The sequence below is a fragment of the Variovorax sp. F042 genome, from assembly GCF_057814215.1.
This window is the reverse complement of sequence record NZ_JBVASX010000020.1, coordinates 78,822-104,234: the sequence shown is the minus strand read 5'-3', so window position 1 is coordinate 104,234 and position 25,413 is coordinate 78,822. Positions and strand designations below refer to the sequence as shown.

Annotated in this window: 25 protein-coding genes and 1 tRNA gene; 12 read left to right on the top strand and 14 right to left on the bottom strand. The window is 64.3% G+C overall.

Going from position 1 to position 25,413, the window contains the following annotated elements; all coding sequences use genetic code 11:
* Positions 1–145: 145 nt before the first annotated feature.
* From ACZYSP_RS33845 to ACZYSP_RS33835, 3 genes are all read right to left on the bottom strand, one after another.
* Positions 146–970 carry a BON domain-containing protein gene (locus tag ACZYSP_RS33845; protein WP_177192832.1) on the bottom strand — a complete coding sequence of 275 codons (825 nt, stop codon included), beginning with the start codon at positions 968–970 and terminating at the stop codon, positions 146–148.
* Positions 967–1,611 carry an SIS domain-containing protein gene (locus ACZYSP_RS33840; protein ID WP_093057690.1) on the bottom strand — a complete coding sequence of 215 codons (645 nt, stop codon included), beginning with the start codon at positions 1,609–1,611 and terminating at the stop codon, positions 967–969. The genes ACZYSP_RS33845 and ACZYSP_RS33840 overlap by 4 nt, the downstream gene beginning before the upstream one ends.
* An 87-nt stretch (positions 1,612–1,698) precedes the next feature.
* Positions 1,699–2,073 carry a YraN family protein gene (locus ACZYSP_RS33835; protein ID WP_093178462.1) on the bottom strand — a complete coding sequence of 125 codons (375 nt, stop codon included), beginning with the start codon at positions 2,071–2,073 and terminating at the stop codon, positions 1,699–1,701.
* Between the two features lie 54 nt (positions 2,074–2,127).
* Between ACZYSP_RS33835 and rsmI the strand changes: the two genes are divergently transcribed.
* Positions 2,128–3,081, top strand: a complete 954-nt coding sequence (rsmI, locus tag ACZYSP_RS33830; RefSeq protein WP_093178463.1) for a 16S rRNA (cytidine(1402)-2'-O)-methyltransferase — start codon at positions 2,128–2,130, stop codon at positions 3,079–3,081.
* Here the strand turns inward: rsmI and ACZYSP_RS33825 are convergent.
* From ACZYSP_RS33825 to ACZYSP_RS33790, 8 genes are all read right to left on the bottom strand, one after another.
* The gene (locus tag ACZYSP_RS33825; protein WP_093057693.1) at positions 3,078–3,806 is read right to left on the bottom strand and encodes a glutathione S-transferase; all 729 of its coding nucleotides are present in this window, start codon (positions 3,804–3,806) and stop codon (positions 3,078–3,080) included. The two genes, rsmI and ACZYSP_RS33825, sit on opposite strands and share 4 nt — an antisense overlap.
* 76 nt (positions 3,807–3,882) lie before the next feature.
* Positions 3,883–4,386, bottom strand: a complete 504-nt coding sequence (locus ACZYSP_RS33820; protein WP_489018936.1) for a pentapeptide repeat-containing protein — start codon at positions 4,384–4,386, stop codon at positions 3,883–3,885.
* Positions 4,387–4,785: 399 nt separating this feature from the next.
* Positions 4,786–5,226, bottom strand: coding sequence for a hypothetical protein (locus ACZYSP_RS33815; protein ID WP_489018934.1), 441 nt, complete (start codon positions 5,224–5,226; stop codon positions 4,786–4,788).
* A gap of 116 nt (positions 5,227–5,342) precedes the next feature.
* Positions 5,343–7,202 carry a LysM peptidoglycan-binding domain-containing protein gene (locus ACZYSP_RS33810; protein WP_489018932.1) on the bottom strand — a complete coding sequence of 620 codons (1,860 nt, stop codon included), beginning with the start codon at positions 7,200–7,202 and terminating at the stop codon, positions 5,343–5,345.
* A 15-nt stretch (positions 7,203–7,217) separates the two neighbouring features.
* Positions 7,218–9,992: a type VI secretion system Vgr family protein gene (locus ACZYSP_RS33805; protein ID WP_489018930.1), complete on the bottom strand. Its 2,775-nt coding sequence runs from the start codon at positions 9,990–9,992 to the stop codon at positions 7,218–7,220.
* 239 nt (positions 9,993–10,231) lie between these two features.
* Complete coding sequence (locus ACZYSP_RS33800) at positions 10,232–11,089, bottom strand: inositol monophosphatase family protein (protein ID WP_354336845.1); 858 nt, start codon at positions 11,087–11,089, stop codon at positions 10,232–10,234.
* 67 nt (positions 11,090–11,156) lie between these two features.
* A tRNA-Arg gene (locus tag ACZYSP_RS33795) sits at positions 11,157–11,231 on the bottom strand.
* Positions 11,232–11,274: 43 nt separating this feature from the next.
* Positions 11,275–11,946, bottom strand: a complete 672-nt coding sequence (locus ACZYSP_RS33790; RefSeq protein WP_307617305.1) for a TetR family transcriptional regulator — start codon at positions 11,944–11,946, stop codon at positions 11,275–11,277.
* Between the two features lie 177 nt (positions 11,947–12,123).
* On the opposite strand from ACZYSP_RS33790, the gene ACZYSP_RS33785 reads away from it, so the two are divergent.
* The 4 genes from ACZYSP_RS33785 (at position 12,124) to ACZYSP_RS33770 (ending at position 18,732) form a co-directional block, all read left to right on the top strand.
* Positions 12,124–13,410: an efflux RND transporter periplasmic adaptor subunit gene (locus tag ACZYSP_RS33785; RefSeq protein ID WP_489018927.1), complete on the top strand. Its 1,287-nt coding sequence runs from the start codon at positions 12,124–12,126 to the stop codon at positions 13,408–13,410.
* Positions 13,411–13,428: 18 nt separating this feature from the next.
* Positions 13,429–16,590, top strand: a complete 3,162-nt coding sequence (locus ACZYSP_RS33780) for an efflux RND transporter permease subunit (protein WP_093079004.1) — start codon at positions 13,429–13,431, stop codon at positions 16,588–16,590.
* Positions 16,583–18,004 carry an efflux transporter outer membrane subunit gene (locus ACZYSP_RS33775; protein ID WP_093057700.1) on the top strand — a complete coding sequence of 474 codons (1,422 nt, stop codon included), beginning with the start codon at positions 16,583–16,585 and terminating at the stop codon, positions 18,002–18,004. The genes ACZYSP_RS33780 and ACZYSP_RS33775 overlap by 8 nt, the downstream gene beginning before the upstream one ends.
* Positions 18,005–18,120: 116 nt before the next feature.
* Positions 18,121–18,732 carry a c-type cytochrome gene (locus ACZYSP_RS33770; protein WP_258352659.1) on the top strand — a complete coding sequence of 204 codons (612 nt, stop codon included), beginning with the start codon at positions 18,121–18,123 and terminating at the stop codon, positions 18,730–18,732.
* 50 nt (positions 18,733–18,782) lie between these two features.
* Here ACZYSP_RS33770 and ACZYSP_RS33765 read toward each other — a convergent pair whose 3' ends face one another.
* The 3 genes from ACZYSP_RS33765 to ACZYSP_RS33755 are packed head-to-tail and all read right to left on the bottom strand — an operon-like array spanning position 18,783 to position 20,885.
* Positions 18,783–19,352, bottom strand: coding sequence for a DUF2946 family protein (locus ACZYSP_RS33765; protein WP_489018924.1), 570 nt, complete (start codon positions 19,350–19,352; stop codon positions 18,783–18,785).
* A gap of 4 nt (positions 19,353–19,356) precedes the next feature.
* Entirely contained in the window at positions 19,357–20,379 is a 1,023-nt protein-coding gene (locus ACZYSP_RS33760) for a YheT family hydrolase (protein ID WP_489018944.1), read from the bottom strand.
* A 53-nt stretch (positions 20,380–20,432) separates the two neighbouring features.
* Positions 20,433–20,885 carry a YybH family protein gene (locus tag ACZYSP_RS33755; protein WP_093057704.1) on the bottom strand — a complete coding sequence of 151 codons (453 nt, stop codon included), beginning with the start codon at positions 20,883–20,885 and terminating at the stop codon, positions 20,433–20,435.
* Between ACZYSP_RS33755 and ACZYSP_RS33750 the strand changes: the two genes are divergently transcribed.
* From ACZYSP_RS33750 to rutF, 7 genes are read left to right on the top strand one after another with little or no spacing between them, the layout of a single operon-like run.
* Entirely contained in the window at positions 20,885–21,106 is a 222-nt protein-coding gene (locus ACZYSP_RS33750) for a hypothetical protein (protein ID WP_489018922.1), read from the top strand. The genes ACZYSP_RS33755 and ACZYSP_RS33750 overlap by 1 nt on opposite strands.
* The gene (gene rutA, locus ACZYSP_RS33745; RefSeq protein WP_489018920.1) at positions 21,103–22,215 is read left to right on the top strand and encodes a pyrimidine utilization protein A; all 1,113 of its coding nucleotides are present in this window, start codon (positions 21,103–21,105) and stop codon (positions 22,213–22,215) included. Before ACZYSP_RS33750 ends, rutA begins: the two co-directional genes overlap by 4 nt.
* Before the next feature lie 13 nt (positions 22,216–22,228).
* A complete protein-coding gene (gene rutB / locus ACZYSP_RS33740) occupies positions 22,229–23,020 on the top strand; it encodes a pyrimidine utilization protein B (protein ID WP_489018918.1) in 792 nt (263 codons plus the stop codon).
* A 22-nt stretch (positions 23,021–23,042) separates the two neighbouring features.
* Complete coding sequence (rutC, locus tag ACZYSP_RS33735; protein ID WP_093057706.1) at positions 23,043–23,435, top strand: pyrimidine utilization protein C; 393 nt, start codon at positions 23,043–23,045, stop codon at positions 23,433–23,435.
* A 5-nt stretch (positions 23,436–23,440) separates the two neighbouring features.
* Positions 23,441–24,247, top strand: a complete 807-nt coding sequence (rutD, locus tag ACZYSP_RS33730) for a pyrimidine utilization protein D (protein ID WP_489018916.1) — start codon at positions 23,441–23,443, stop codon at positions 24,245–24,247.
* Positions 24,244–24,846, top strand: coding sequence for a malonic semialdehyde reductase (locus ACZYSP_RS33725; RefSeq protein WP_307617310.1), 603 nt, complete (start codon positions 24,244–24,246; stop codon positions 24,844–24,846). The genes rutD and ACZYSP_RS33725 overlap by 4 nt, the downstream gene beginning before the upstream one ends.
* A gap of 12 nt (positions 24,847–24,858) precedes the next feature.
* Entirely contained in the window at positions 24,859–25,413 is a 555-nt protein-coding gene (gene rutF, locus ACZYSP_RS33720) for an NADH-dependent FMN reductase RutF (RefSeq protein ID WP_354336838.1), read from the top strand.

Genomic DNA, 25,413 nt, shown 5'->3' with positions numbered 1-25,413 from the left:
CCAGGAGCGACCGCATCAATCCCTAAAATTGAAAACGCCCGATGAGGTCCATCGGGCGTCTCTGGCCGGCTTGAACAGGCCGGCTCTGTGTCCCTCATAGGTGTCAACCTATGGCAGGACGGGTCACGACGCTGCTGCCTGTTTGTCAGCGCACCGGCGAGGTCGTCGCGTTGCCCGACGGCTGCGTGGACGTGGAGCCCGACGCAGGCAGCGGCTCCATCGGCGGCAGCGGCACGCGCGAGGTGGAAGAAGAAGACGACGACGAAGGCGTGGACGGCGAGGCCGACGTCACCGGCGCCGGGCCCGTACCGCCACGCTGCGCCGCAGCCTGGTTCGCCGCCTGGCTGGCTGCCAGGTCCGCTTCGCTCACGATCTCGACCACCCGCACCACCTTCACCACGCCCGAGATGCCGCGCGTGATTTCGGTAGCACGGTCGGTTTCGCGCCGCGTGGCGATGCCCATCAGGTAGACCGTGCCGCGCTCGGTCACCACCTTGAAGGAATTGGCGAAGATGTCCTTGGCATCGAGCAGCGAAGCCTTCACCTTGCCGGTGATGTAGAGGTCGTTCGAGCGGTCCTGGAAAGTGCTCGAGGCGCCGATGGTCAGTTCGTTCACCACCGAGCGCACGTTCACGATGCGGCTCACCTCGTCCTCGACGCGGCGGCGGTCGGCATCGCTGCCCACGGCGCCGGTCAGCAGCACCTGGCGGTTGAAGCTGGTGACGCTCACGTACATCTGGTCGTTGGCAATGTCGCGCACGCGGGCCGCGGCGCGCAGTTCGATGCCCTGGTCATCCAGTTGCGCGCCCGAGCTGCGGCGATCGGTGGCCACCATGCCCACGCCCACCACGGCCGCGCCGCCCACGACGAGCGGCACGCAGGCGGAAAGGCCTGCAACCAGTGCGGCGCCTAAGGTGAGGGCAAGGGCGAAACGCTGGGTCGATGTCGTCTTCATGGTCGTCATGGTCATGAGGAAGCTTCCTGTTCTCCGAGTAACTGGGCATCCACGCCGTCGCACAGGCAATGCAGCGCGATCTGGTGGATTTCGTGGATGCGTGCCGCACGCTCGTGCGGCACGCTGATCTGGACGTCGGTTTCGCGCAGCGCGCGGCCGATGGCGCCGCCCGAGCCGCTGCTGCCCGCGCCCGGAGCCGAGGGCACGCCCGAAACGGCATTGCCCAGCAGCGCGACCACGGTCATATCGCGCTCGTGCGCTGCAGCCACCGCGGCCAGCACCGACGCAGACTGCCCGCTGGCGCTCAGTGCGAGCAGCACGTCGCCGGCCTGGCCGAGCGCGCGCACCTGTCGGGCAAAGCGGTCGGAGTCCGCAGCACTGGCGCTGTCGGCCTCGGGGTCGGTGGTGTCGCCGGGCAGCGCGATGGCACCGAGCTCGGGCCGCTCGCGTTCGAAGCGGCCCACGAACTGCGCGGCGAACTGGGCCGCCAGCAGACCAGACACGCCGGCGCCGCAAGCCAGCACCTTGCCGCCGCTGGTCACGCAGGCCAGGATGGCCTGCATCGCTTGAGAGATGGGTTTGCTGAGGACCGGTCCGGTCTGGTATTTGAGGTCGGCACTATCGATGAAGTGCTGCTGAATACGTTGCTCAAGCATGAGGCGGGATGATAACTGGGGGTTGTGAAACAAGACGTGTGAGTTGTGGAGCCCTCGGCAGGGCTTCAGTTCCCCATGCGGGGCACTTCAGCCGGCATCGAAGGCGCCTTGAAGCCAGGTGATTTTCTCCTCGACCAGCACCACGTCGAAACGGCATGGCGGCACCACGCGCAGCCGGCTCAGGTAGTGCTGCGCGGCGAACACGATGCGCCGCTGCTTCATCCCTGTGATGCTGCCGCCCGCGCCGCCGTGCGTGCCGGCGCTGCGCTGACGGACCTCGACGAACACCAGCGTGCCGCCTGAGGAGCCGCGCGGATCGCGCATGATCAGGTCGATCTCGCCGCCGCCGCGCCCGGGCGTCCGATAATTGCGCGCGAGCAGCAACAGGCCGGCGTCCCGCAGGTAGTCGAGCGCGGCGTCTTCCGCCGCATCGCCCCGATGCTTCGTTGTGGTGGTCTTCATGGCTCCCTGCCTGCAATCTTCTTTTTTGTTCGTTCATTCCGACGGAGAAACCTCTTGGCTTCACTCGCCCCTGCTTCTTTCGGCGCCGCCCTCGCGGCCGCGCACGACGCCGCGGGTGCGCAGCATTATCCGCAGGGCACGCTCTACGTGGTCGCCACGCCCATCGGCAACCTGGCCGACATCACGCTGCGCGCGCTCCATGTGCTCCAGCTGATGGACGCCATCGCCTGCGAGGACACGCGCCACACGCAGAGCATGCTGCGCGCCTACGGCATCGACCGCCCCGGCGCGCGGCTGCTGGCGGTGCACCAGCACAACGAAGCCGAGGCCGCGCAGACCGTGGTCGCGCGGCTCGCGCAGGGCGAGCGCATCGCCTATGTCAGCGACGCCGGCACACCCGGCGTAAGCGACCCCGGCGCGCGACTGGCCGCAGCCGTGCGCGCGGCCGGGCAGCGCGTGCTGCCGCTGCCGGGCGCCAGCAGCGTGACCACGCTGATCGGCGCGGCGGGCCTCGTGGCCGATGGCGGCAGCGACGGCAATGCCAGTAGCAGCGCCTTCGTCTTCGCCGGCTTTCTGCCGAGCAAGGCTGGCGAGCGCGACACCGCCGTGCAGGCGCTGTTGCAAGAGCCGCGCGCCGTGGTGCTGCTCGAAGCGCCCCACCGCATCGAGAGCCTGGCGCGTGCACTGGCCATGCTGGGCGAGCGCCGCATCACCGTCGGCCGCGAGCTCACCAAGCAGTTCGAGGAAATCGCCACCGTCGCGGCCAGCGCCCTGCCCGAGTGGTTCAGCGCCGACCGCGACCGCACGCGCGGCGAGTTCGCGCTGGTGCTGCACCCCGTGGCGGTGAGCGGCGACGGCGGCGCGGAAGGCGAACGCGTGCTGCGCCTGCTGCTGGCCGAGCTGCCCGTGAAGACCGCGGTGAAGCTGGCTGCCGAGATCAGCGGCGCGGCGCGCAATACGCTGTACGAGACCGCGCTGCGCATTCGCAATGGCGCGGAAGAAGCCTAGGCGTCCAGCTCGGCGTAGCGCCTGAAGATGCCGTCTTCGTTGAACGCAATGCGGCGCGGGCTCTGCAGGTAGTCATGCACGCGCTGGCGGCGCCTGACGTTGGCATGCAGCTTCTCGACCGCGGGCGTTGCGGCCAGCGCTCTCGCCGTGGCCTTCGGAAATGCGTAGTGCAGGCCGTCCACCAGCTGGAACAGCGACAGGTCCGCATAGGTCAGTACATCACTCACCAGGTGCAGGCTGCCCGCGGGGTTGCGCTGGAGCACCCGCTCGAACCAGTTCAGGAACTTCGGGATGCGCTCGTCACGAAAGGCCCGTGCACGCTGTACGGCTGCGTCGCGCTGGTCTTCGTAGTAAGCGCCAACCGAGATCGGATGGTGCGTGTCGTGCGCCTCGGCCACCACGTCGGCGATGGTGAGCTGCAGCTGGTGCGTCCACAGCCCGTCGGACTCGCCCACGCCAGACAGGCCGAGCCGCGGCCCCAGGTACAGCAGGATCGCGGCGGTCTGCCCAACCACGATGTCGCCATCGACGAGAAAAGGCGGTGCGAATGCGGGGCGCGCACTGTTGGGGTCGTCCAGCCGCTCGCCGAGGGCTGACTCGCCTCCGCCCTTGGCTTCAGGTAGCCGCGCCACGTCGACATAGTCGGCGCCAGCCGCCTCGAGCGCGAGCCGCACGAATTCGCCGCGGCCCTGGATGGTGGGCCAGTAATGGAGTTGGTAGGGCATGCGGCCATGGTGTCACGAGTGCGGGGACCATGGCAACCGTGCGTGCGCTGCGCAGCAGCATGCGAAGAACGCCCCGTCACACCGCGCTGTTGAGGATCGTGTCCTCGAACTGCAAGTGCTCGAAGTTGCTGCCCGTGAAGTCGATGCCCTCGCCTCGCAATCCGAGGGCCTTGACCTGCGTGCCGGTGCATTCGAGCAGCTTGACTTCGGACCACCGGCCCTGATCGAAGTTGACTCCGTTCAACCGGCACTGCATCAAGCAACTACCGCTGAGAGTGCTTCGCCCGAATCCGGCGTGATCGAAGACACAGTTGACGAAAGTGCAGCCGGTGATGGAGATGCCGCTGAAATCGCAGGCATCGAAGACACAGTCGGTGAACCGGCAGGCCGTCCACTGCGCTTGGCGAAAAGTCGTGGCTGCGAACCTGCTGCCAGCGAACACGGAATCGGTGAACCGGGCCAGATCGAGGTCAAGATCGACATAGGCAGAGGCGTCCGTTTGCCCAGCCAAGCCGGCCGGAGCGCCACCCGCGCCTTTGCGCCAGAGGTCGTGGTTGAGGATGATTTCTTGCGAACTCATTACGGTCTGTTCATTCGTGGCTTTGCTGGCGAGGAGGCCACTCGATGCGCGAGAGCTGAACTGTGGGAGAGCGAGCATTCCAGGCTTCCAGGCAAGCCTCGCTGCAGCACGGCCACCAGCCGAGCGGCCCGTCCGCAATCAACTCGCCACAGCCCGCCCGACACCATCGGGATTTTTGGAGCACCGAGCGTGCCCGCAGGTGGGCGGATTTGGCGTGGTGCGGCTTTTGGGTAGGCGGATCTAGCTCCGTCTTGGATTGCTGTGGTTCCTCCGGATATTTCATGTTTTCTTTGCTAAACAACAACTGACCAAGGTTGCCCCACTCACTCCGATCAAATTGCACTCCGTTTTTTAGTGAGTTGGCCCAACTTGTAAAAGCCGGGCATTTCATTGACATACCTACGGTGCGCGCGTAACGGGAGGCAAAAGTATGCAAAATGCCTCTTCAACATCCTGAGCCGTCAGAGAAGCATTATTAGACGTTAATGGATAGCTTTTTATCTTCTTTTTGCCCGCAACCAAATTCATCATGTGTGGTCCATTTTTATTGGAGTAGATGACTACTCCATCCAGCCCTTCGTCGACTCCGTTCTCAGCATCTCTGAAAGATTTCAAGAGATAATTCAAATGCCGAAGCGCCACCTTGTCTTTTTTTAAGAAAACCTTCCAAGCCAGATCATTGGTAATCCCAACGGGTCGTTTTTTCATGTACAACATTGACCCCCCGTCTTTCCAATCAACGCCACACTCCAAATCAATTCGCCCAGATCTTATGAAATTTACAATCACTCCATCGACATTAAAGGCATCACGATCCTTTTCCAGGTTAATCCAAACCACCAGCCGATCACTTCTGTACCCTGCAAATGAACTCACAGGACACCAAAAAAAAAGAAAAAATCACAACAAAAATAATGAATACTTTTTTTAAAGCCAAATAAATCATCCACCACCCCTCACAAGATATCATTATTTAATTGAGCTCCGCGTTTTCCGGGCTTATCTGGAGGTATTCCCAACATCAAATTCAGCGACGTAACGTCCATTTCCTCCAACCCTGGAGAGATCAGATCTCTTTTTGCCTGCTCATAATAAGAAACAGGAACGAAGTATTTCAAATAATTTGAACTGCCCTCGCTTTTAACCTCCATCTTTCCATCTTTTCCCCTGACTCTTACTGGAGCCTCGATTTTCATCGGGAAAGGAGTAAATCTTATTCGACTACTCTGATTTCCTCCAAGAAGGATCAAATCCTCACGACCCTTCTTGGCGTAGACAAATCCAACATGATGCCCGTGACCGGATTTAGACGTAACCATTCCAATGGCCCCATATATCGGTTCATTCAGCTCAACAAATAAAGGATTTCGGACTACAGGCGCCAGTTTTTCAGATTTCTCTTTCGGCCCGTCCACTTCATAAAAACCGTGCGCGCGAGCTTTAGGTATTTTTCGATTTGGAAAGCCTATGTTTTCTATCGGATACTTTGCCTGCAACAGGCACCAATTCACAAAAGCCGCACACCAGGCATTATTCCTTCCAGCCATCGATTTAACGCCATCATCAATTTCAATGTGATAGTTGATCTTGTCCTGCAGCGTGAGCTCAGTTTCTCCACGTCTAAGCTTTGCTTCGGCAATAGCAATGGGCATCCAGGGAGCACGCCCTGGCGCCGGGTTGATCAATGCCAAGACCTTCCCCGCTCCTTCCTTGGATCGCTCTGAATTCGATGGCTCTATGCCAGATGGAATTGGAGGTGCTGGTGGTGGAGGAAGACGTGGGCGCTTTGTTGGAGTTACCGAGGCTATTGGCGTCTCCGCCGTTGTTACTAGTGGAGTCGCCAACTTATCGCTTGGTTTTACCTTGCCACTTCCATTGATCGGCAATACCTCGCCCGGATAAATCCTGTCGCTGCTCAAGCCATTACCATCCTTGATTGCATCAACGCTGGTGCGATATAGCTTTGCAATTTTCCAGAGGCTGTCTCCAGGCTGAACCACATAGCTCATCGGCTTCTTCTTCCCTGCCGTGGAGCTGTTGATCTTCTCCGAACCCGCAACACCCTTCCACTTTCTGAATTTCGCCAAAAGATTGAAATCCTTGCCGGCGCTTCCTCGAATCGATCCAACTATCACTGGCTCCTTGGTCTTCGGGTCCATGACCTTGACATGCACGGCTGAGTTGTCTGCAGGATGAATCACGGGCGGGAAGCGCCCTGTTTCATCAGATTTAGCCTTTTCTTCCTTGCCTCCTTTTTGCAAAATGATTTCCGTATCAGGCAGAGGTTGACTGCCATTGGTAGCGTTGATTCTGCTTACGACAACCCAGGTTTCTTTTCGAGTCTCGGTATTGGCGTGATATCCCTCGATCTCCGAAATGCCGTTCATTATTTTTTCGAGCTCTGCATCGGTGCATTCGCCTATTTTTCTGTGGGCTGGAATGCCGCTCGTCTTGAGTAAATCGCTCGTATATTTTTCTGTATTGTTTTCATTTTTCGGGGCATAGATGGGGATAGCCTCTGAGATGGTTCGCTCGCCGTGCAGCCGCTTCAGGTTTGCTTTCAACTCCTCTCGCCCTGAGTCTTCGTCGGGAAAGATCAGAAATGTTCTGTTCGATCGAGTTGTGGCAAACCCGATGTAGCCCTTTGCCTTCTTTGGGGCTGGCACACCATTTACCATTCGGGCTGTCAAATCTCCAGGATTGTTGATTCGCCATGGCAAGGTTCCGCCAGAGCGCAGCAAATGGCGGCCGTCTTCACAGATGAATTCAGCGACTTCGATATTGGGGTGGTAAGTTGCAGATATCAGCTTTGGCATGATCAGATTTAGCGCTTACGCCTGCCCTTTCAAATGGGCCTCCACCGCAGACTCAGAAAGAAAATGATTGAGACCGAAATTGCCCGTCGATTTGGCGAATCTTGAGTTTTCGATATCTGACGAGCTATCGCTCGGGCCATCGCTTTCGCCTTCGTCGTTTTCAGGCTCGAAAGCATCTGCATTGCTCCGTGCCGTACGAATCGTCGGAATAGGGCTCCAGCCCCAGACTTCTTCACCCACGATCAGCGTTGCCTCGTCGGGCGTCTCGAAGCTGATTCGCGGTAGCCGCCCATCGTCGGGAATGACTCCCTCAGCCTTGATCTGCTTTCGCTCGTCCAGAATCTTGTAGGGCAGCCCCGCCATTTCCATGTGCTTGAAGACTTCGTCGCTGCCAAGAGGTGCGAAGCGAACGCTGTACTTATCGTCGTGGCCGACACCCTCCATTCGCAGGAGCTTTTCCATGTCCGTCGGCCCCGCGTAGCTATGGGTGCCCGCGTGCTCACGCCAAAGGCCTTTCGTCCCATGCACGATCCCCGAGGCGCTCCACTTGGTGAAGCTGCTGCCTCCATTGATCAGGATCTCTTCCTTGGCGGTGATGCTGATCTTGTTGGCCTCCAGCTTGATGTCGAGCTTGGCCAGCAGGTTGATGCTGTTCTGCAGGGCGACGATGTCTATGCCGGCGGTAGCGGCTGTCAGGCGGATGGCCTTGTAGGCGAAGAGGCGTGCGGCCTCCTTCACGCTGACCAGGAAGCCCTTGCCTGCACTGATGCTGGTATGGCCACCGCTGCTCAACGCGTTGTGGGTGATGCTGGCGATGTGGGTGGTGCCCGCCGCGGTGCTCTGGATGCCGGCCGCGCTGGCGAGCACGAGGTGAGGTTCGCTGAGTTCCGGAAACGCGCCTTGCTGCGAGCCACCATCGCCACCCTTGCCCTTGATGGCGTCGTTCTGCTCCTTGAGAACCGTCGTGACTGCGTCCTGGTCGCCCGCTTCGTGCGCCTTGGCCTCTTGGGCGGTTTGGCTCTGGCGTTCGTGCAAATCGCGTGCGGCCGTCAGGCGCGCCACGGTCTCCCCCAGGTCGGTGATATGCGCCTGCGCATCGGGTCGTGTCTCGGTGGAAAGCAACAGGCCCCTGGCGGCGCGCACTGCGGCATGGCCATCGGTACGCAGTTCGGCGCCCTCGCCGCGGTCGTCCTTGCGGCCTGCCGTGTCATCGATGCGACCGATGTGGCCAAGGCTCAGGCTGCTGCTGAGGTGGTCGCTCTTGAGTTGCGCCTGGATCTTTCCGGGGTGGTCGTCCAGCGCCAGATGATTGCCGCGTGCTCCGCCCGTACTGCCCGAACCATCGTTTGCGCTCAGCTCGCGGCTGCGAATGCCTGAGAGATTCGTCTGTTCGGGCAAACGCCACGCCGGCATGTTCTCTGCATTGAACACGCGTCCGGTGATGATGGGGTAGTCCGGATCGCCACCCAGAAAATCGACGATGACTTCATGGCCGATGCGTGGCAAGGCCGCTGTGCCGAAGGTGTCGCCGGCCCAGGACGTGGACACGCGCACCCAGCAGCTGGAGTTCTCGTTGCGCTGGCCGAGGCGATCCCAGTAGAACTGGACTTTGACGCGGCCGTACTGGTCGGCCCAAATTTCTTCATTCTTCGGGCCGACCACGATGGCCGTCTGCGGGCCGCGCGTGCGAGGCTTTGGCGTGGTGCGCATCGGTCGCCATGCGTAGCTGACTGGCTGCGCTTCGAAGGCAAAGCGCTGGACGGAGCCCTCGCCGGCATTGGCACCTTCGCTGGCCTGGAGGTTTTCTTGCAGCTCGTATTCGACGCTGGTCAGAAGGTACTTCTGGTTCTGGTCGTCCCTTGGGTGGCTGGCGAGCTCGAATGTGTAGCCTGGCGCGAGCTCGCGCCGGTTGGAGTGCCCACCCGCAACACAGCGCGCGCTCAACTGCTCTTCGGTTCGAATGCGCGCGTAGGTCTCTCCGTCGTCGTGCTGCTTGTAGCCGCCGGGCCATGCGTACAACTCGAAGTCATCGAATGCATGACCCGAGTGCATTTGCAGTTGACTCGAGAGGTCCGCCCTGGGTTTGAGGGGGTCGTATTCATTGGTGAAGTGAAAGCCGGAGCGGACTTCTTCGCCGCTCTTCCATTCGTAGATGCGCTCGTTCGGCCCTGGGCCTCCTCCAGTCATGCCCGCCTTCTCCAGGGGATGGAAGCGCACCGTCTCGCCACCGGGCAGCGGATCGTGCGATGTGGCGATGTCGTCCGCGAACACGAGCACCTGTTGCGAGGCCTCGTGCCTGAAGTAGTAATAGATACCTTCGTGTTCGCACAGGCGCGAGATGAAGGCGAAATCGGTCTCGTCGTATTGAGTGCAGTAATCCCACGTGCGGTAGCTGCGGCTGAGCTTCTGCTCGGAGGGAAAGCCGTAGCGCTCCAGCACTTCCATCACGATTTCGGGAACGCTCCTTGATTGGAATACGCGGAAATCGCTGCGCCTCGTCGCGAGCCACAGCCAAGGCCGCAACTGAAGGCGATAGAAAGAATGCCGGGCGTCTTCCTGCTGAAGCCCGAAGCCTGCGGCGATGCCGCCCAGGTAGCGCATGCCGCCGCTTTCCGTTTGCACCGCCACGGTGGCGGGCTTTCCGAGCAGCAGTTTCGGATCGATGCCGTTGCTGCTGCCCAGCAGGTCGACTTCGAAATCGTAGAGCCGGCTCAGCGCCTCACGACCGGCAAGCCGATGGAATTGCAGCGCCGCTCTCAGCGGCGTTTGAATGGTGACGCGGCGGGTCATTGCACCGCCGAAGACGCAGAGACGCACGCCGGGCGAACATGCCAGCGCGTGCCATCGAAGATGGACATGGATCCTCCCTGAAATCGCTCCGCTCTAACGGCGGTAAGCTTTGTCAGAGTATGTAAGTGCCTGGAGCTTTCCGGCAGGCAGCAATGAGAAGTGCCTGCGAATCCGTGAACGAATACACGCGCCAAAAGTGGCTTGCGTGCCTCGGCGAGAACGTTGGTTTCGAGTGTTTACTAGTCGGTAGTCGGATCGCCCTCGGGCGCATCCGAAAAAAGAGCGTCTCTCAACAAACCCCAAGAGCTCTGATCGGGCGCGCAGATCAACCCGCCAGTGAGATGGTCCGGCTTGTACGGCGACCCGTCGAAATGAGCGCTGTAGCCGCCCGCCTCTTTATGAATGAGCCAGCCCGCGGCGTGGTCCCAGGGCATCAGCTTGTAATAGAGCAGCGCGTGGCAATGGCCTGCGGCCGCCATCCGGTATTCATGCGCAGCACAGCGCATCCAGAAGTTCATGGCGACCTTCGGCAAATTCCGGATCACCGTCGAGCGCATAGGCTGCGGAAGGAAGTTGGTGCCAGCCACCACGTGCATCTGGTTGACCGGCACAGGGAGAGCGACCTTTATCTCCTTGTCGATCATGTCAGCCCCTTGCCGCCAGGCACCGCCCCCGCGCACTGCGAATGACGTGTCGTCGCAGACAGGGTCATGGATGACGCCCATGACAACCTCGCCTCGCACTGTGGCCGCGAGCATGACGCCAAAGAGAGGAACGCCGGAAGAGAAGTTCTTCGTTCCGTCGATGGGGTCGATGATGAACGCGAGGTCGGCCGTTGCGATCCGCGACAGCACGCCGGGGTCGCGACCAGCCGCCTCCTCGCCAATGACGAGCGCGCCCGGATATAGCTGAAGCAGCCGCTGCGCAATCTCGCGTTCCGCAGCTTCGTCTGCATCCGTGACCACGTCGAAGGTAGAGGATTTTTCTCTCGTGCTGCTGGCCAGCGAGCCATTGAAGCGCGGCATGATCTCGGCGCGCGCGACTTCGGCCAGGATCTTCCCCACGATCACCGCGTCATGGCGAGTGAATGTTTTCATGCAGAGGCATTTCTCCGAGGAAAAATGAAAAAGGCCGGAAGCTTCTGAAAGCTTCCGGCCTTGTATCTGGTCCCGCCGCCAGGAATCGAACCTGGATCTCAGCCTTCGGAGGGCCGAATTCTATCCGTTGAAATACAGCGAGGAATTGGGGTCCGGCATGCACCGGAGCCACGCATTATCGCCTATCAGGCGGCGACCGTTTCGGCTTCAGCCGCAACAGCGGTGCCCGGCAGCGGCCGGGCGAACCCGAGCCCCGCCAGATAGACCCGGAAAGTGCGCCTTCCGGTATGCACCAGGTCGAAGGCCTCGGGGTCGAGCAGCCAGTTCTGGATGAGCCCGCTGATGAGTGCGTGCAACCCCTGCGCCGCCGCGTTGCCCGGCAGCGGCAGCTTGATATGGCCGCGGCGCGCGGCCAGGCGCAGGGCCTTCTCGAAGTCGCCCACGCAGGCGTTGCGGGCGTCGAGGTGGCGCTGCTGCACCGAGGCCATGTCGTGGGTGTATTCGACCTTGTGGGTCGCCACATCGAATACGCGGCGCACCTGGGGGTCGGTGGCCATGAGGGTGAGCGCGTGGATCATGCCTTCCTCGATCTCGGCCAGGGGGTCGTCGGTGACGCCTGCGGTGGCGGGCTTCGGCGCGGCTTCCAGCGGCAGGATGACCCGCTCCATCATCGCGTTGAAGAGGTCGGCCTTGTCCTTGAAATGCCAATAGATGGCGCCGCGCGTCGCGCCGGCCTGCTGCGCGATCTGCTGCAGCGTGGTCTGCGAAACGCCCTGCGCCTGAAACAGCAGCTCCGCGGCATCGAGCAACCGATGCCGCGTGGCCAATGCTTCTTCTTTCGTCCGACGTGCCACCAAGTCTCCTGATTTGTAAAGACAACGCCCTCTATGTATCGTGGGGCCATTCGTGGTTGTCACTATACATCCATGAATGTATGTAAACTCGCCGGTTTCCTCGATGGCCCACCTGGCTACACAGGTTTCCGGTTTGTTCCGCGAACGCGCCATCTCCCGTCTTCGCTTCAAAGGAATCGCATGCCTCTCCTGCATGTTTCGCGTCATTCGTCCTTTTCGCCGCGTCTCGCGACCGTGGCCGCCGTCGTCCTGCTGGTCCTTGCGGGCTGTGGCAAGAGCGATGCGCCCGCCGGTCCGGGCGGCGCCGGCGGTGGTGGCCATCCCCCTGCACCCGAGGTGGGCGTGGTGGTGGCTGCGCCGACCGATGTCGGCCTCGTCACCGAACTGCCCGGCCGCCTCGAGGCCTCCCGCGTCGCCCAGGTCCGCGCCCGTGCCTCGGGCATCCTGCTGAAGCGCGAATTCCGCGAAGGCAGCGACGTGAAGGCCGGCCAGCTGCTGTTCCGCATCGACCCCGCCCCGCTGGTGGCCGCCACGCAGAACGCCCAAGCCACGCTGGCCCGCGCCGAAGCCAATGCCGTGCAGGCCAAGGCCCTCGCCGACCGCTACAAGCCGCTGGTCGAAGCCAATGCGGTCAGCAAGCAGGAATACGCGACCGCCGTGGCCTCTGCCAAGCAGGCCGAAGCCGACGTGGCCTCGGGCCGCGCGGCGCTGCAGACCGCCAAGATCAACCAGGGCTACGCCGACGTGACCTCGCCCATCTCGGGCCGCATCGGCCGTGCCCTCGTCACCGAAGGCGCACTGGTGGGCCAGGGCGACGCCACCGAGCTCGCCGTGGTGCAGCAGATCAACCCGCTGTACGTGAACTTCACGCAGTCGGCCTCCGACGCGATGAAGCTGCGCCGCGCAGTGGCCGCCGGCCAATACAAGCGCGCGAGCGGCGAGGAAGCCGCAACCATCCGCGTGGTGCTGGAGGACGGCACCGACTACCCGCTGGAAGGCAAGCTGCTGTTCTCCGACCTCACGGTCGACTCCACCACCGGCCAGGTCACGCTGCGCGCCGAAGTGCCCAACCCCAAGGGCGAGCTGCTGCCCGGCCTGTACGTTCGCGTGAAGCTCGAACAGGCACAGGCCACCAACGCGATCACGCTGCCGCAGCAGGCCGTCACGCGCACCCAGCAGGGCGACACCGTGTCGGTGGTCGACAAGGACGGCAAGATCGGCAAGCGCACCGTGAAGATCAGCGCCGCCAAGGACAACCAGTGGGTGGTGCTCGATGGCCTGAAGGCCGGCGAGCAGGTGATGGTCGACGGCTTCCAGAAGCTGCAGATGATGCCGCCCGGCACGCCGGTGAAGGCGGTCCCCTGGACCAAGCCGAACCCGAACGCCGCGGCCACGCCGGCCGCAGCGGGGTCCGCACCGGCGGCGCCTGCCGCCCCGGCCGACAAGGCCGCGGCCGAGAAGAAGTAATCAGGAGCGCGCCCGCAAATGGCCAAATTTTTTATCGACCGACCGATCTTCGCCTGGGTGATCGCACTGTTCATCCTGGTGGTGGGCGGCGTGTCAATCACCCAGCTGCCGATCTCGCAGTACCCGCCGGTGGCGCCCCCCGCCATCGTCATCAACGTCGCCTACCCCGGCGCCTCGGCCCAGACGCTCGAGGACAGCGTGCTGTCCGTCATCGAGCGTGAAATGAACGGCTCGCCAGGCCTGATCTACATGGAATCGGTGGCCCAGGCCGACGGCACCGGCTCCATCACGATCAGCTTCGAGGCCGGCACCAACGACGACCTCGCACAGGTGGACGTGCAGAACCGGCTGTCGCGCGCAACACCGCGCCTGCCGGCTGCCGTGACGCAGCAGGGCGTGCGCGTGGACAAGTCGCGCAACAACTTCCTGATGTTCGTGATGCTGTCCTCGGACAACCCGAACATCGACCCGGTGGCGCTCGGCGACTACACCGCGCGCAACGTCGTGCCCGAGCTGCAGCGCGTGGTCGGCGTGGGCCAGGCCCAGCTGTTCGGCTCCGAGAACGCGATGCGCGTGTGGATCGATCCGGCCAAGCTGCAGGGCTTCAACCTGTCGGCGACCGACGTCAACAACGCCATCCGTGCACAGAACGCCCAGGTGTCTTCGGGCACGCTCGGCGACCTGCCCAACATTCCCGGCCAGGCCATCGCGGCCACGGTGACCGTGAACGGCCAGCTCGTCAACGTTGAGCAGTTCAAGAACATCGTGCTGCGCGCCAACACCGATGGCTCGACCGTGCGGCTGAAGGACGTGGCGCGCGTCGAACTCGGCGGCCAGTCGTATGCCACCTCGGCCCGCCTGAACGGCGTGCCCGCGGTCGGTATCGGCGTCCAGCCCACGCCCAACGGCAACGCGCTGCAATCGGCCAAGGCGGTCCGCGCCAAGATGGCCGAACTCGAGCGCTACTTCCCGCAGGGCGTGAAGTGGAACATTCCGTACGACAGCTCGCGCTTCGTGCAGATCTCGATCACCGAAGTGGTCAAGACGCTGCTGGAAGCCGTGGCGCTGGTGTTCGTGGTGATGTTCCTGTTCCTGCAGAACTGGCGCTACACGATCATCCCGACCATCGTGGTGCCGATCGCGCTGCTGGGCACCTTTGCCTCGCTGCTGGCGCTCGGCTTCTCGATCAACGTGCTGACCATGTTCGGCATGGTGCTGGTGATCGGTATCGTGGTGGACGACGCCATCGTGGTGGTGGAGAACGTCGAGCGCATCATGAGCGAGGAGGGGCTGCCGCCTCTCGAAGCCACGCGCAAGGCCATGAAGCAGATCTCCGGCGCCATCATCGGCGTGACGGTGGTGCTGATCTCGGTGTTCGTGCCGCTCGCGTTCTTCGCGGGTTCGACCGGCAACATCTACCGCCAGTTCTCGGCGGTGATGGTGGCCTCGATCGCCTTCTCGGCATTCATGGCTCTGTCGCTCACGCCGGCGCTGTGCGCCACGCTGCTCAAGCCGGTGGAGGCCGGCCACCATCACGAGAAGACCGGCTTCTTCGGCTGGTTCAATCGCGGCTTCGCGCGCACGGCCAAGGGCTATGAGAGCGTGGTCGCTCGCATCCTGCGCCGCGCTGCCCGCTACCTCGTGATCTACCTCGCCATCATCGGCGCGGTGGTGTTCACCTACACCCGGCTGCCGAGCTCGTTCCTGCCGCAGGAAGACCAGGGCAACATCATCGTGAACGTGCAGTTGCCGCCTGGTGCGACACAGGAGCGCGCGCTGTCGGTCATGCAGCAGGTCGAGGGCTTCATCCTGAAGCAGCCCGAAGTGCAGAGCATGGTGGGCGTGATGGGCTTCAGCTTCTCGGGCCAGGGCCAGAACGCGGGCCTCGCCTTCGTGACGCTGAAGGACTGGGACGAGCGCAAGGACCCGGCCCACTCGGCCAGCGCGCTGGCCGGCCGTGCCTTCGGTGCGCTGTCGGGCATCCGCGACGCCTTCATCTACCCGCTGAGCCCGCCGCCCATTCCTGAACTGGGCAATGCCAGCGGCTTCAGCTTCCGTCTGCAGGACCGCTCGGGCGCGGGCCACGAGGCGCTGATCAACGCACGCAACCAGCTGCTGGGCATGGCCTCGCAGAGCAAGGTCCTGGCGCAGGTTCGCCCCGACGGCCTGGAAGACGCGCCGCAGCTGCAGATCGACATCGACCGCGACAAGGCGAATGCGCTTGGCGTGAGCTTCGACGCGATCAACGCGACGCTGTCGACCGGCCTGGGTTCGAGCTACATCAACGACTTCCCGAACCGCGGCCGCCTGCAGCGCGTGGTGGTGCAAGCCGACGCTCCGGCGCGGATGCAGCCCGACGACCTGCTCAAGCTGAACGCCAGCAACACGCAGGGCCAGCCGGTGCCGCTGTCGGCCTTCGCGACCACCAAGTGGGTCACGGGCGCCACGCAGACGGTGCGCTACAACGGCTACCCGGCGATCCGCATCAGCGGCGACGCCGCCGCCGGCTATAGCACGGGCGCCGCAATGGCCGAGATGGAAAAGCTCGCCGCGCAGCTGCCGCAAGGCTTCGGCTTCGAGTGGACCGGCCAGTCGCGCGAAGAAAAGCTCGCGGGCTCGCAGGCCATCGTGCTGTACGGCTTCGCGATCCTGGCGGTGTTCCTCTGCCTGGCCGCGCTGTACGAAAGCTGGTCGATCCCGCTGTCGGTGATTCTGGTGGTGCCGCTGGGCGTGCTGGGCGTGCTGGTGGCGACGATGCTGCGCGCCTATTCGAACGACGTGTACTTCCAGGTGGGGCTGATCACCATCATCGGCCTATCCGCGAAGAACGCGATTCTGATCATCGAGTTCGCCAAGGACCTGCAGGCGCAGGGCAAGGGCGTCATCGAATCGGCGCTGGCCGCCGCCCACCTGCGGTTCCGCCCGATCATCATGACCTCGCTGGCCTTCGGCCTCGGGGTGGTGCCGCTCGCAATCGCCTCGGGCGCCGGCTCTGCCAGCCAGCGCGCCATCGGCACCGGCGTGCTCGGCGGCATGGTGACGGGCACTGCACTGGCCGTGATCTTCGTGCCGGTGTTCTTCGTGGTGGTGCGCACCCTGTTCAAGGGCAGCGCGCGCCAGCATGAAGCCGACAAGCGACACGCCGAAGCCGCCGGCATCGCGGAGGAAAAACATGACTAAGAAACTGATTCCCACAGCCCTGGCCGCCGCCATGCTGCTGGCCGGCTGCTCGCTGATTCCGACCTACGAGCGCCCCGCCGCGCCTGTGCCCACCACCTACCCGGGCGACCCGGCGCAGCCGCCCGGCCAGGCCGCAGCCAACCTGCCCTGGCAGGACTTCTTCACCGACGCGCGGCTCGCGGGCCTGATCCAGACCGCGCTCGTGAACAACCGCGACCTGCGGGTGTCGGTGCTCAACATCGAGCAGGCGCGCGCGCAGTTCCAGATCCAGCGCTCGGCGCTGTTCCCGGCTGTGGGCCTCACTGGTTCGGGCTCGCGCTCGAGCCCGAACCCCTACCAGGCCTTCGACTCCAGCGTGGGCAGCGTGTCGTCGTCGTACAGCGTCAACCTGGGCTTCAACGCCTGGGAGCTGGACTTCTTCGGCCGCATCCGCGCGCTGAAGGACCAGGCGCTGGCGCAGTACCTCGCCACGGACGAGACGCGCAAGGCAGTGCAGATCAGCCTGATCGCGTCGGTCGCCAACGGCTGGCTCACGTTGCTGGCGGACGATGAGCTGCTCGAGATCACGCGCCAGACGATGGTCACGCGCGAAGAGTCGGTGCGCCTCACGAAGATGCGCTTCGACAACGGCGTGTCGTCGGAGCTCGACTTCCAGGCCGCCAACTCGCTGCTGGAAACGGCGCGCGCATCCTATGCGGAGCAGCAGCGCGCGCGCATGCAGGACGAGAACGCCCTCGCCCTGTTGCTGGGCGCGCCGGTACCGCCCGACGCCACGGCGGGCGGCATCAAGGGCCTGGACGGCATCAAGCCGATGCCCGACGTGCCGGCCGGCCTGCCTTCCGACCTGTTGGCCGAACGGCCCGACATCCGCTCGGCCGAGCAGCAGCTGATTGCGGCCAACGCCAACATCGGCGCGGCGCGCGCGAACTTCTTCCCGCGTGTGTCGCTGACGAGTTCCATCGGCACCGCGAGCAGCGAGTTCTCGGGCCTGTTCGATCGCGGTTCGAAGGCCTGGTCTTTCGCGCCGACGGTGACGCTGCCGATCTTCGACGCCGGCAGCAACATCGCCACGCTCGACTCAGCCAAGGCCGGGCGCGAAATCGCGGTGGCGCAGTACGAGAAATCGATCCAGACCGCGTTCCGCGAAGTGGCCGATGCCCTCGCGGGCCGCGCCACGCTGGGCGAGCAGGTGCGCGCACAGCGTGCGCAGGCCGATGCGGAGGCGGTGCGCTTCAAGCTCTCCGACCTGCGCTATCGCAACGGCATCGCCAGCGCGCTCGACCTGCTCGACGCACAACGCTCGCTGTTCACGGCGCAGCAATCGGCCGTGACCACGCGCCTGCTGCAGCTGCAGAACCAGGTCACGCTGTACCGGACGCTGGGTGGCGGCTGGGCCACACGCGACAAGGGCTGAGACGCCAAGGCGTCCGATAAGGGTGGTCCCTTGTCCGTTCGGGCAAGGGGCCTCTCTATAATCGCCGGTTGGTTAGGACAAGCCCCCCGACGAGCCCCCGATAATTGAGGACGCCAATGAGCGCAGACCCGCATTACCAGGCCACAGAAGAAGCCCACACCGGGCCGATCAAGAACCCGAAGCAACTGCTGCTCGCGGTATTTTTCTCCTTCATAGCCCCGATCCTGATCATCGTGGGTCTTGTCTCCTACGTGGTCTCGGGCACCAAGCCCGCAGGCATCGCGGAGGGCGACAGCATGTCGCTCTATGGCGTGACCAAGGAAGCGCGCGACCGCGAAGTGGCCGAACGCCTCAAGAAGGTCGGAGCCATCGAGATCCGCGACGCCAACCGCCCGCTCGCTGCAGGCGAGGTCGTGTTCAAGGCCCAGTGCGTCGCCTGCCACGGAGCGCCCGGCATTCCCGGCGCCCCGCACTTCCAGGACGCAGCCGCTTGGGGTCCCCGTATCGGCCAAGGCTATGCAACGCTCCTCGAGCATGCCCTGAAGGGCAAGGGCGCCATGCCCCCGCAGGGTGGCGGCGACTTCGAAGACCTCGAAGTGGGTCGTGCAGTGGTCTACATGGCCAACGCCGGTGGCGCCAAGTTCCCGGTGCCGGATCGTCCGGCTGCTGCTGCACCTGCTGAAGGTGCCTCGGGTGCGGCCCCTGCGGCCAGCGCTGCTGCCAAGTAAGCGTTTTCCCTAGTCACGAAAGAAAGCCGGCCTCAGCGCCGGCTTTTTTTTCATGGCTGTGCGACAGGGGCTGGTGCGGCCGAGTCGGCGTGGCGCTCCGCCGGGCTCAGCACGTGTCCGAAGCGGCCGGGCAGCTCGCTGGCCTGCACCGCCTCCGGTATCCACAGCCCGCGTTCGACGGCCTCGGCAGCGATGCCCACGTCCTGCGTGTGCACCAGCCCGAGCCCGAAAGGCGAAACCAGATAGAGCCGGCCGTCCTCGTCGAGCAGGCAGCCCGATACCTCGGTCGCCTTGCCCGTATGGGCCGTGACGGTGAAGCCGCCGCCCTCATCTTCGGCGACCCGCCATACCAGCGGCGAAGCCTCCAGCTCCACATACACGCGCTGCGGCCCGTTCTGGAAGAACCATTGACCTTCGTCGTCGTGCTCGTAGTTGCGATGGATGAAGTCGATCAGCTTGTCGTGCCGCAGCATCGAGCCCTTGGCCGAGCGGAATGGGCCCATGGCCTGCGTGCGGTCGTCGCGCATGTACCAGTTGCCGCGCGCGTCGAGGCCGAGCCAGCCGTAGCAGTGCGGCACGTTGGGCCACTTGGCCAATGCTTGTTTGACGATGTCGTCCATCGCGTCATTCTCGTCCTGGCGACAAGCCCCTACCGTCAGCCGAAGCGCCGCCATGCAGCTGCAGCCAGCCGCCCACCAGTTCCGGCATGCCGCGCACATGCCCCGGCGGCAGCCCCATCGGAAAGCCGACATGCCCACCGTGCGCGGGCTGCCACAGCGTGACGTGCGCCCCCACCTCGCCGGGCTTCGGCAGGCTGCGCGCCGGAATGAACGGATCGTTGCGCGCATTCACCACCAGCGCAGGCACGCGGATCGAAGCCAGGTGCGGCTTGGCCGAGCCCCGCGACCAGTAGTCATCGACGTCGCGAAAGCCGTGCAACGGCGCGGTGAAGACGTTGTCGAAGTCGTAGAGGTTGCGCGACGACATCAGCCGCTCGCGGTCGAACAGGCCCGGAAACTGCGCCAGCTTGGCCAGCGCCTTGGGCTTCATGGTCGCGAGGAACATGCGCGTGTAGACCAGCTTGTTGAAGCCCTGGCCAATGGCCTCGCCGCCCGCCGCAAGGTCGAGCGGGGCGCAGACCGAGGCCACCGCGCCCACCACGCCCGAAGCGGTCTCGCCCGCCTCCGAGGCCCATCGCATCAGCGCATTACCGCCAAGCGACACACCCGCAGCCAGCACCGGCCCGCCGCCCTCTTGCGCATGCTGGTCGCGCATGCGCGCCAGGATCCAGCCGATCTCCTCGAAGTCGCCCGAGTGGTAGGCGCGCGGCGCCAGGTTCAGTTCGCCGCTGCAGCCGCGGAAATGCGGCACCGCGAAGGCCATGCCGCGAGACGCTGCAAAGGCAGCGAAGGCTTCGGCGTAATGACTGCGCGACGAGCCTTCGAGCCCATGGAACAGCACCAGCAGCGGCTTCGGGCCTGGCGCTGGCGCATCCACGAAGTCGACGTCGATGAAGTCGCCATCTGGCGTAGGCCAGCGTTCGCGCCGGTAGACCGGAGCCGGTCCGTCGAAGCGCCGAGCGTAGAGCGCAGCCCAGATGGTCTGCAGGTTGCCGCCGGGCAGCCAGCGCGGTGCCGCGTAGTCCATCGACTGGAGAACAGTGGGAGAAGCAGCGGAAGAAGAAGCAGCGAAGGAAGGCATCAATGCAGGGTCTGGGGCGGATCGTTCGCGTCGTCCGGCTCGCGCGCGCTGCCCGGGCTCGCATGGTGCGCCACCATGCGCCAGCCTTGGGCAGTCTTGTGATAGACGTTGGTGGCAAGCACGAAGGCATGGCGCGGGCCTTCGGCCGTGAGCACCTCGATGCGCTCGAGCACGTTGTGCACTGCGCTGCCGAGCGACTCGATCTTGCGCACCCGCGCCGGCATGGCGTGGATCGCGCCGTTGCCGAACATCTGCTCGAAGGCCGCGCGGATCGCCACGGTCCCCACCAGCCGTGGGCCGCCGGGGTGCACGCAGAACACTTCGTCCTCGTCGGCCCAGCAGGCCATCAGCGCATCGATGTCGCCGCGTTGCAGCGCTTCATAGAAGGCCGCTTCGACGTCGTCGGCAGTGCCGCCGATGGCCGCGGCGGCGCGGAGTGGGGTCTTGGGCATTGCGCGATTTTGCCGCGCTGTCCGTGACGGCGGCACTGCACCGCTTTGGTCCGGGCTGCACCGTGCTGCCGCAATCCGGCCAGAACATCTGCTCCGTTTTGGACCAAATGGTCAAAACGCAGATGCCAATTTTCCATAAGTCATTGATTTCAAATGACTTATCCAACTGGCACGGCGCATGCAAGGAGCTTCGCGACCTCGCAACAGGAGCCCTTCCATGAACGTCGGCATCTTCATTCCCATCGGCAACAACGGCTGGCTGCTTTCGGAAAACGCACCGCAGTACAAGCCCAGCTTCGAACTCAACAAGCAGATCACGCTGAAGGCCGAGCGCTACGGCGTCGACTTCGCGCTGTCCATGATCAAGCTGCGCGGCTTCGGCGGCAAGACGGAGTTCTGGGACCACAACCTCGAGTCCTTCACGCTCATGGCCGGGCTCGCTGCCGTCACCAGCAAGATCAAGCTCTTTGCCACCGCTGCCTCGCTGGTCATGCCGCCGGCCATCGTGGCGCGCATGACGTCCACCATCGATTCGATCTCCAACGGCCGCTTCGGCCTGAACCTCGTCACCGGCTGGCAGCGGCCCGAGTATTCGCAGATGGGCATGTGGCCCGGCGACCAGTTCTTCGGCACGCGCTACCAGTACCTGAGCGAATACATCCAGGTGCTGCGCGACCTCTGGGGCACCGGCCAGTCCGACTTCAAGGGCGACCATTTCAAGATGGACGACTGCCGCCTGAGCCCGCAGCCGCAGGCCGACATGAAGGTGATCTGCGCCGGCCAGAGCGACGCGGGCATGGAGTTCTCCGCGAAGTACGCCGACTACAACTTCTGCTTCGGCAAGGGCGTGAACACGCCCAAGGCCTTCGCGCCCGCGGCCGAGAAGCTCATCGAAGCCACCACGAAGACCGGCCGCCACGTCACCACCTACGTGCTGATGATGGTGATCGCCGACGAGACCGACGAGGCCGCGCGCGCCAAGTGGGAGCACTACAAGGCCGGCGCCGATCACGAAGCGATCGCATGGCTGGGCCAGCAGGGCGCGGCCGACACCAAGTCGGGCACCGACACCAACGTGCGCCAGATGGCCGACCCGACCTCGGCCGTGAACATCAACATGGGCACGCTCGTGGGCTCGTATGAAAACGTCGCGCGCATGCTCGACGAAATGGCCGAGGTGCCAGGCACCGAAGGCGTGCTGCTGACCTTCGACGATTTCCTGCAGGGCGTCGAGGCCTTCGGCGAACGCATCCAGCCGCACATGAAGAGCCGCGCGCACGTGCAGAGCCCCGTGCCGTCGCGGGTCGAACCCGAACGCCTCGCGGCCTGAGCAGGAGCGTCACGTGAGCACTCCCGCACGCAACACCACCCTCACATCGAACACCCCCGTTGGCGCACCGCGCCTGCCGGGCGCCCCGGCACCGCTGGTGCTGCCCGCACGCCCCGAACCGCTGGCACTGCACGCGAGCGACTCGGCGCTGATCGTCGTCGACATGCAGAACGCCTATGCATCCATCGGCGGATACGTCGACTCGGCCGGCTTCGACATCTCCGGTGCGCAAGGCACCATCGCCAACATCGCGCGCACCATAGCGGCTGCACGCGCGGCCGGCATGCTGGTCGTGTTCCTGCAGAACGGCTGGGACGCGGCATACGTGGAGGCCGGCGGCCCCGGCTCGCCGAACTGGCACAAGTCGAACGCGCTCAAGACCATGCGTGCAAAGCCCGAGCTGCAGGGCAAGTTCCTCGCCAAGGGCGGCTGGGACTACGAACTCATCGAAGAGATGAAGCCGCGGCCCGGCGACATCGTCGTGCCGAAGACGCGCTACAGCGGCTTCTTCAACAGCACGCTCGACAGCACGCTGCGCTCGCGCGGCATCCGCCACCTGGTGTTCACCGGCATCGCCACCAACGTGTGCGTCGAATCGACGCTGCGCGACGCCTTTCACCTCGAATACTTCGCCGTGATGCTCGAAGACGCGACGCACGAACTCGGCGGGCCCGCGATCCAGAAGGCATCTGTCTACAACGTCGAGACCTTCTTCGGATGGGTCTCCACGGTGGAGCACTTCTGCAGCACCTTCGCACCCGCATCCATCACCCAACCCGCACCGGCCGAAGCGGCCACTGTCTGATTCTTTTCAAGGAGCTCTCTTCATGCCCAAGCAAGCCATCATCCCGCCCGGCACCGGCGTGCCACTCGCCCCCTATGTTCCCGGCACGCTCGCCGACGGCGTGCTCTACGTGTCGGGCACGCTGCCCTTCGACAAGGACAACAACGTGGTCCACGTGGGCGACGCGGCCGCGCAGGCTCGTCACGTGCTCACCATCATCCAGGGCGTGGTCGAGGCAGCGGGCGGCACCATGGACGACGTGACCTTCAACCAGATCATGATCAAGGACTGGGCCGACTACGGGAAGATCAACACGGTGTATGCCGAGTTCTTTCCCGGCACCAAGCCCGCGCGCTACTGCATCCAGTGCGGCCTGGTGAAGCCCGATGCCCTGGTCGAGATCGCCTCGATCGCGCACGTCGGCAAGAAGGGCTGAAGCACATGCCGTCGCTGCACTACGAAGTGCACGGGCCGTCCGATGCCGCAGCCACCGTGCTGCTGTCGTCGGGCCTCGGTGGCTCGGCCGGGTTCTGGCAGCCGCAGCTCGGCGCGCTGGTTGCCGCCGGGCACCGCGTCATTGCGTACGACCAGCGCGGCACCGGCCGCAGCCCTGCCGCATTGCCAGAGATGTATGCCATCGAAGACATGGCGAAGGACGTGCTCGAAATCCTCGACGCCACGAACACTTCGCAATGCCACTTCGCGGGCCATGCACTCGGCGGCCTCGTGGGTTTGCAGCTAGCGCTCGACGCGCCTTCGCGCATTGCGAGCCTCGTGCTCGTCAACGCGTGGTCGAAGCCCAACCCGCATTCGGCGCGCTGCTTCGATGCGCGGCTCGCACTGCTCGGCGCATGCGGCCCGCGCGCGTACGTAGAAGCGCAACCGATCTTCCTGTACCCCGCAGCCTGGGCCGCCGAACACGCACAGCGCGTGACCGACGAAGTCGACCACGCCTTCGCGCACTTTCCGGGCGAGGCCAACATGCGTGCGCGCATCGCTGCCCTGCGCGCCTTCGACATCGACGCTCGCCTCGTCGACATCACCGCACCCACACTCATCGCCGCGGCGAAAGACGACACGCTCGTGCCCTGGACCTGCTCGCAGCGCCTGGCCGATGGCCTGAGCGACGTCACGCTCGACTTCATGCCGCACGGCGGCCATGCCCACAGCGTGACCGAGGCCGAAGCCTTCAACCGCAGCCTGCTCGACTTTCTCTCGCGGGTCAGCGCATCCGCCGTTCCAGCATGACCACAACTCTTGCATCCACACTCGACGACGCCGCGCTGTCGCTGCTCTTCACCGGCGCACGCACCCACAACGGCTGGACCGACGAACCCGTCACCGACGCACAGCTGCAGCAGATCTACGCGCTGGCGAGCCTCGGCCCCACATCGGCCAACTGCTCGCCCGCGCGCTTCGTCTTCGTGCGCACGCCCGAAGGCAAGCAGCGCCTCGCACCGGCTCTCTCCAAGGGCAACCTCGACAAGACCATGGCCGCACCGGTCACGGTCATCGCCGCGTGGGACCGCAAGTTCTACGACAAGCTGCCCACGCTGTTCCCGCATGCCGATGCGCGCAGCTGGTTCACCGGCAGCCCCGAGGCCGCGCACGAGACCGCCTTTCGCAATGCCAGCCTGCAGGCGGGCTACCTGCTGCTCGCAGCGCGCGCGGTCGGCCTCGATGCAGGCCCGATGTCGGGCTTCGACAAGGCGAAAGTCGACGCGGCCTTCTTCGAAGGCACCGACTGGACCGTCAACTTCCTCATCAACCTGGGCCACGGCGATGCGTCGAAGGTGTTCGGCCGCCTGCCGCGGCTGCCCTTCGACGAGGCCTGCGTGCTGGCCTGAAGGACTCACCACATGCTGCTGAATGCCATGGCCTCCCACGCTGCTTCATCGTCATCGAACCCCGCCGGCCTGCTGCCGAGCCTGGAGAAGGCCGACTACCGCAACGCGATGGCGCGGCTGGGCGCGGCGGTGAACATCATCACCACCGACGGCCCCGCGGGTCGCGCCGGCTTCACGGCATCGGCCGTGTGCAGCGTGACCGACGAGCCACCGACGCTGCTGGTATGCCTGAACCGTTCGGCCTCGGTGTACCCGGCATTCAAGACCAACGGCGTGCTGTGCGTGAACGTGCTGGCAGCGGGACACCAGTCGCTCTCCGCATTGTTCGGCGGCAAGACGCCGATGGATGAGCGCTTCGCCGCCGGCCAGTGGAGCCGCAAGACCACTGGCTCGCCGATGCTCGACGATGCAGCCGTGTCCTTCGACTGCCGCGTGGTGCATGCGACGAGCGCGGGCACGCACGACGTGCTGTTCTGCGAAGCGGTGGCCATTGCCATCGGTGGTGCGACGCAGGGCTTGATCTACTTCGACCGGCGCTATCACGAGATCGCGGCGCCGCCGCACTGA

Excerpts from the sequence above, each read along its gene's own strand:
- ACZYSP_RS33845 (WP_177192832.1), bottom strand. The coding sequence starts at position 970 with ATGACCATGACGACCATGAAGACGACATCGACCCAGCGTTTCGCCCTT.
- ACZYSP_RS33840 (WP_093057690.1), bottom strand. The coding sequence starts at position 1,611 with ATGCTTGAGCAACGTATTCAGCAGCACTTCATCGATAGTGCCGACCTC.
- ACZYSP_RS33835 (WP_093178462.1), bottom strand. The coding sequence starts at position 2,073 with ATGAAGACCACCACAACGAAGCATCGGGGCGATGCGGCGGAAGACGCC.
- ACZYSP_RS33825 (WP_093057693.1), bottom strand. The coding sequence starts at position 3,806 with ATGCCCTACCAACTCCATTACTGGCCCACCATCCAGGGCCGCGGCGAA.
- ACZYSP_RS33820 (WP_489018936.1), bottom strand. The coding sequence starts at position 4,386 with ATGAGTTCGCAAGAAATCATCCTCAACCACGACCTCTGGCGCAAAGGC.
- ACZYSP_RS33810 (WP_489018932.1), bottom strand. The coding sequence starts at position 7,202 with ATGCCAAAGCTGATATCTGCAACTTACCACCCCAATATCGAAGTCGCT.
- ACZYSP_RS33805 (WP_489018930.1), bottom strand. The coding sequence starts at position 9,992 with ATGACCCGCCGCGTCACCATTCAAACGCCGCTGAGAGCGGCGCTGCAA.
- ACZYSP_RS33800 (WP_354336845.1), bottom strand. The coding sequence starts at position 11,089 with ATGAAAACATTCACTCGCCATGACGCGGTGATCGTGGGGAAGATCCTG.
- ACZYSP_RS33785 (WP_489018927.1), top strand. The coding sequence starts at position 12,124 with ATGCCTCTCCTGCATGTTTCGCGTCATTCGTCCTTTTCGCCGCGTCTC.
- ACZYSP_RS33780 (WP_093079004.1), top strand. The coding sequence starts at position 13,429 with ATGGCCAAATTTTTTATCGACCGACCGATCTTCGCCTGGGTGATCGCA.
- ACZYSP_RS33775 (WP_093057700.1), top strand. The coding sequence starts at position 16,583 with ATGACTAAGAAACTGATTCCCACAGCCCTGGCCGCCGCCATGCTGCTG.
- ACZYSP_RS33770 (WP_258352659.1), top strand. The coding sequence starts at position 18,121 with ATGAGCGCAGACCCGCATTACCAGGCCACAGAAGAAGCCCACACCGGG.
- ACZYSP_RS33765 (WP_489018924.1), bottom strand. The coding sequence starts at position 19,352 with ATGGACGACATCGTCAAACAAGCATTGGCCAAGTGGCCCAACGTGCCG.
- ACZYSP_RS33760 (WP_489018944.1), bottom strand. The coding sequence starts at position 20,379 with ATGGACTACGCGGCACCGCGCTGGCTGCCCGGCGGCAACCTGCAGACC.
- ACZYSP_RS33755 (WP_093057704.1), bottom strand. The coding sequence starts at position 20,885 with ATGCCCAAGACCCCACTCCGCGCCGCCGCGGCCATCGGCGGCACTGCC.
- rutA (WP_489018920.1), top strand. The coding sequence starts at position 21,103 with ATGAACGTCGGCATCTTCATTCCCATCGGCAACAACGGCTGGCTGCTT.
- rutC (WP_093057706.1), top strand. The coding sequence starts at position 23,043 with ATGCCCAAGCAAGCCATCATCCCGCCCGGCACCGGCGTGCCACTCGCC.
- rutD (WP_489018916.1), top strand. The coding sequence starts at position 23,441 with ATGCCGTCGCTGCACTACGAAGTGCACGGGCCGTCCGATGCCGCAGCC.
- ACZYSP_RS33725 (WP_307617310.1), top strand. The coding sequence starts at position 24,244 with ATGACCACAACTCTTGCATCCACACTCGACGACGCCGCGCTGTCGCTG.
- rutF (WP_354336838.1), top strand. The coding sequence starts at position 24,859 with ATGCTGCTGAATGCCATGGCCTCCCACGCTGCTTCATCGTCATCGAAC.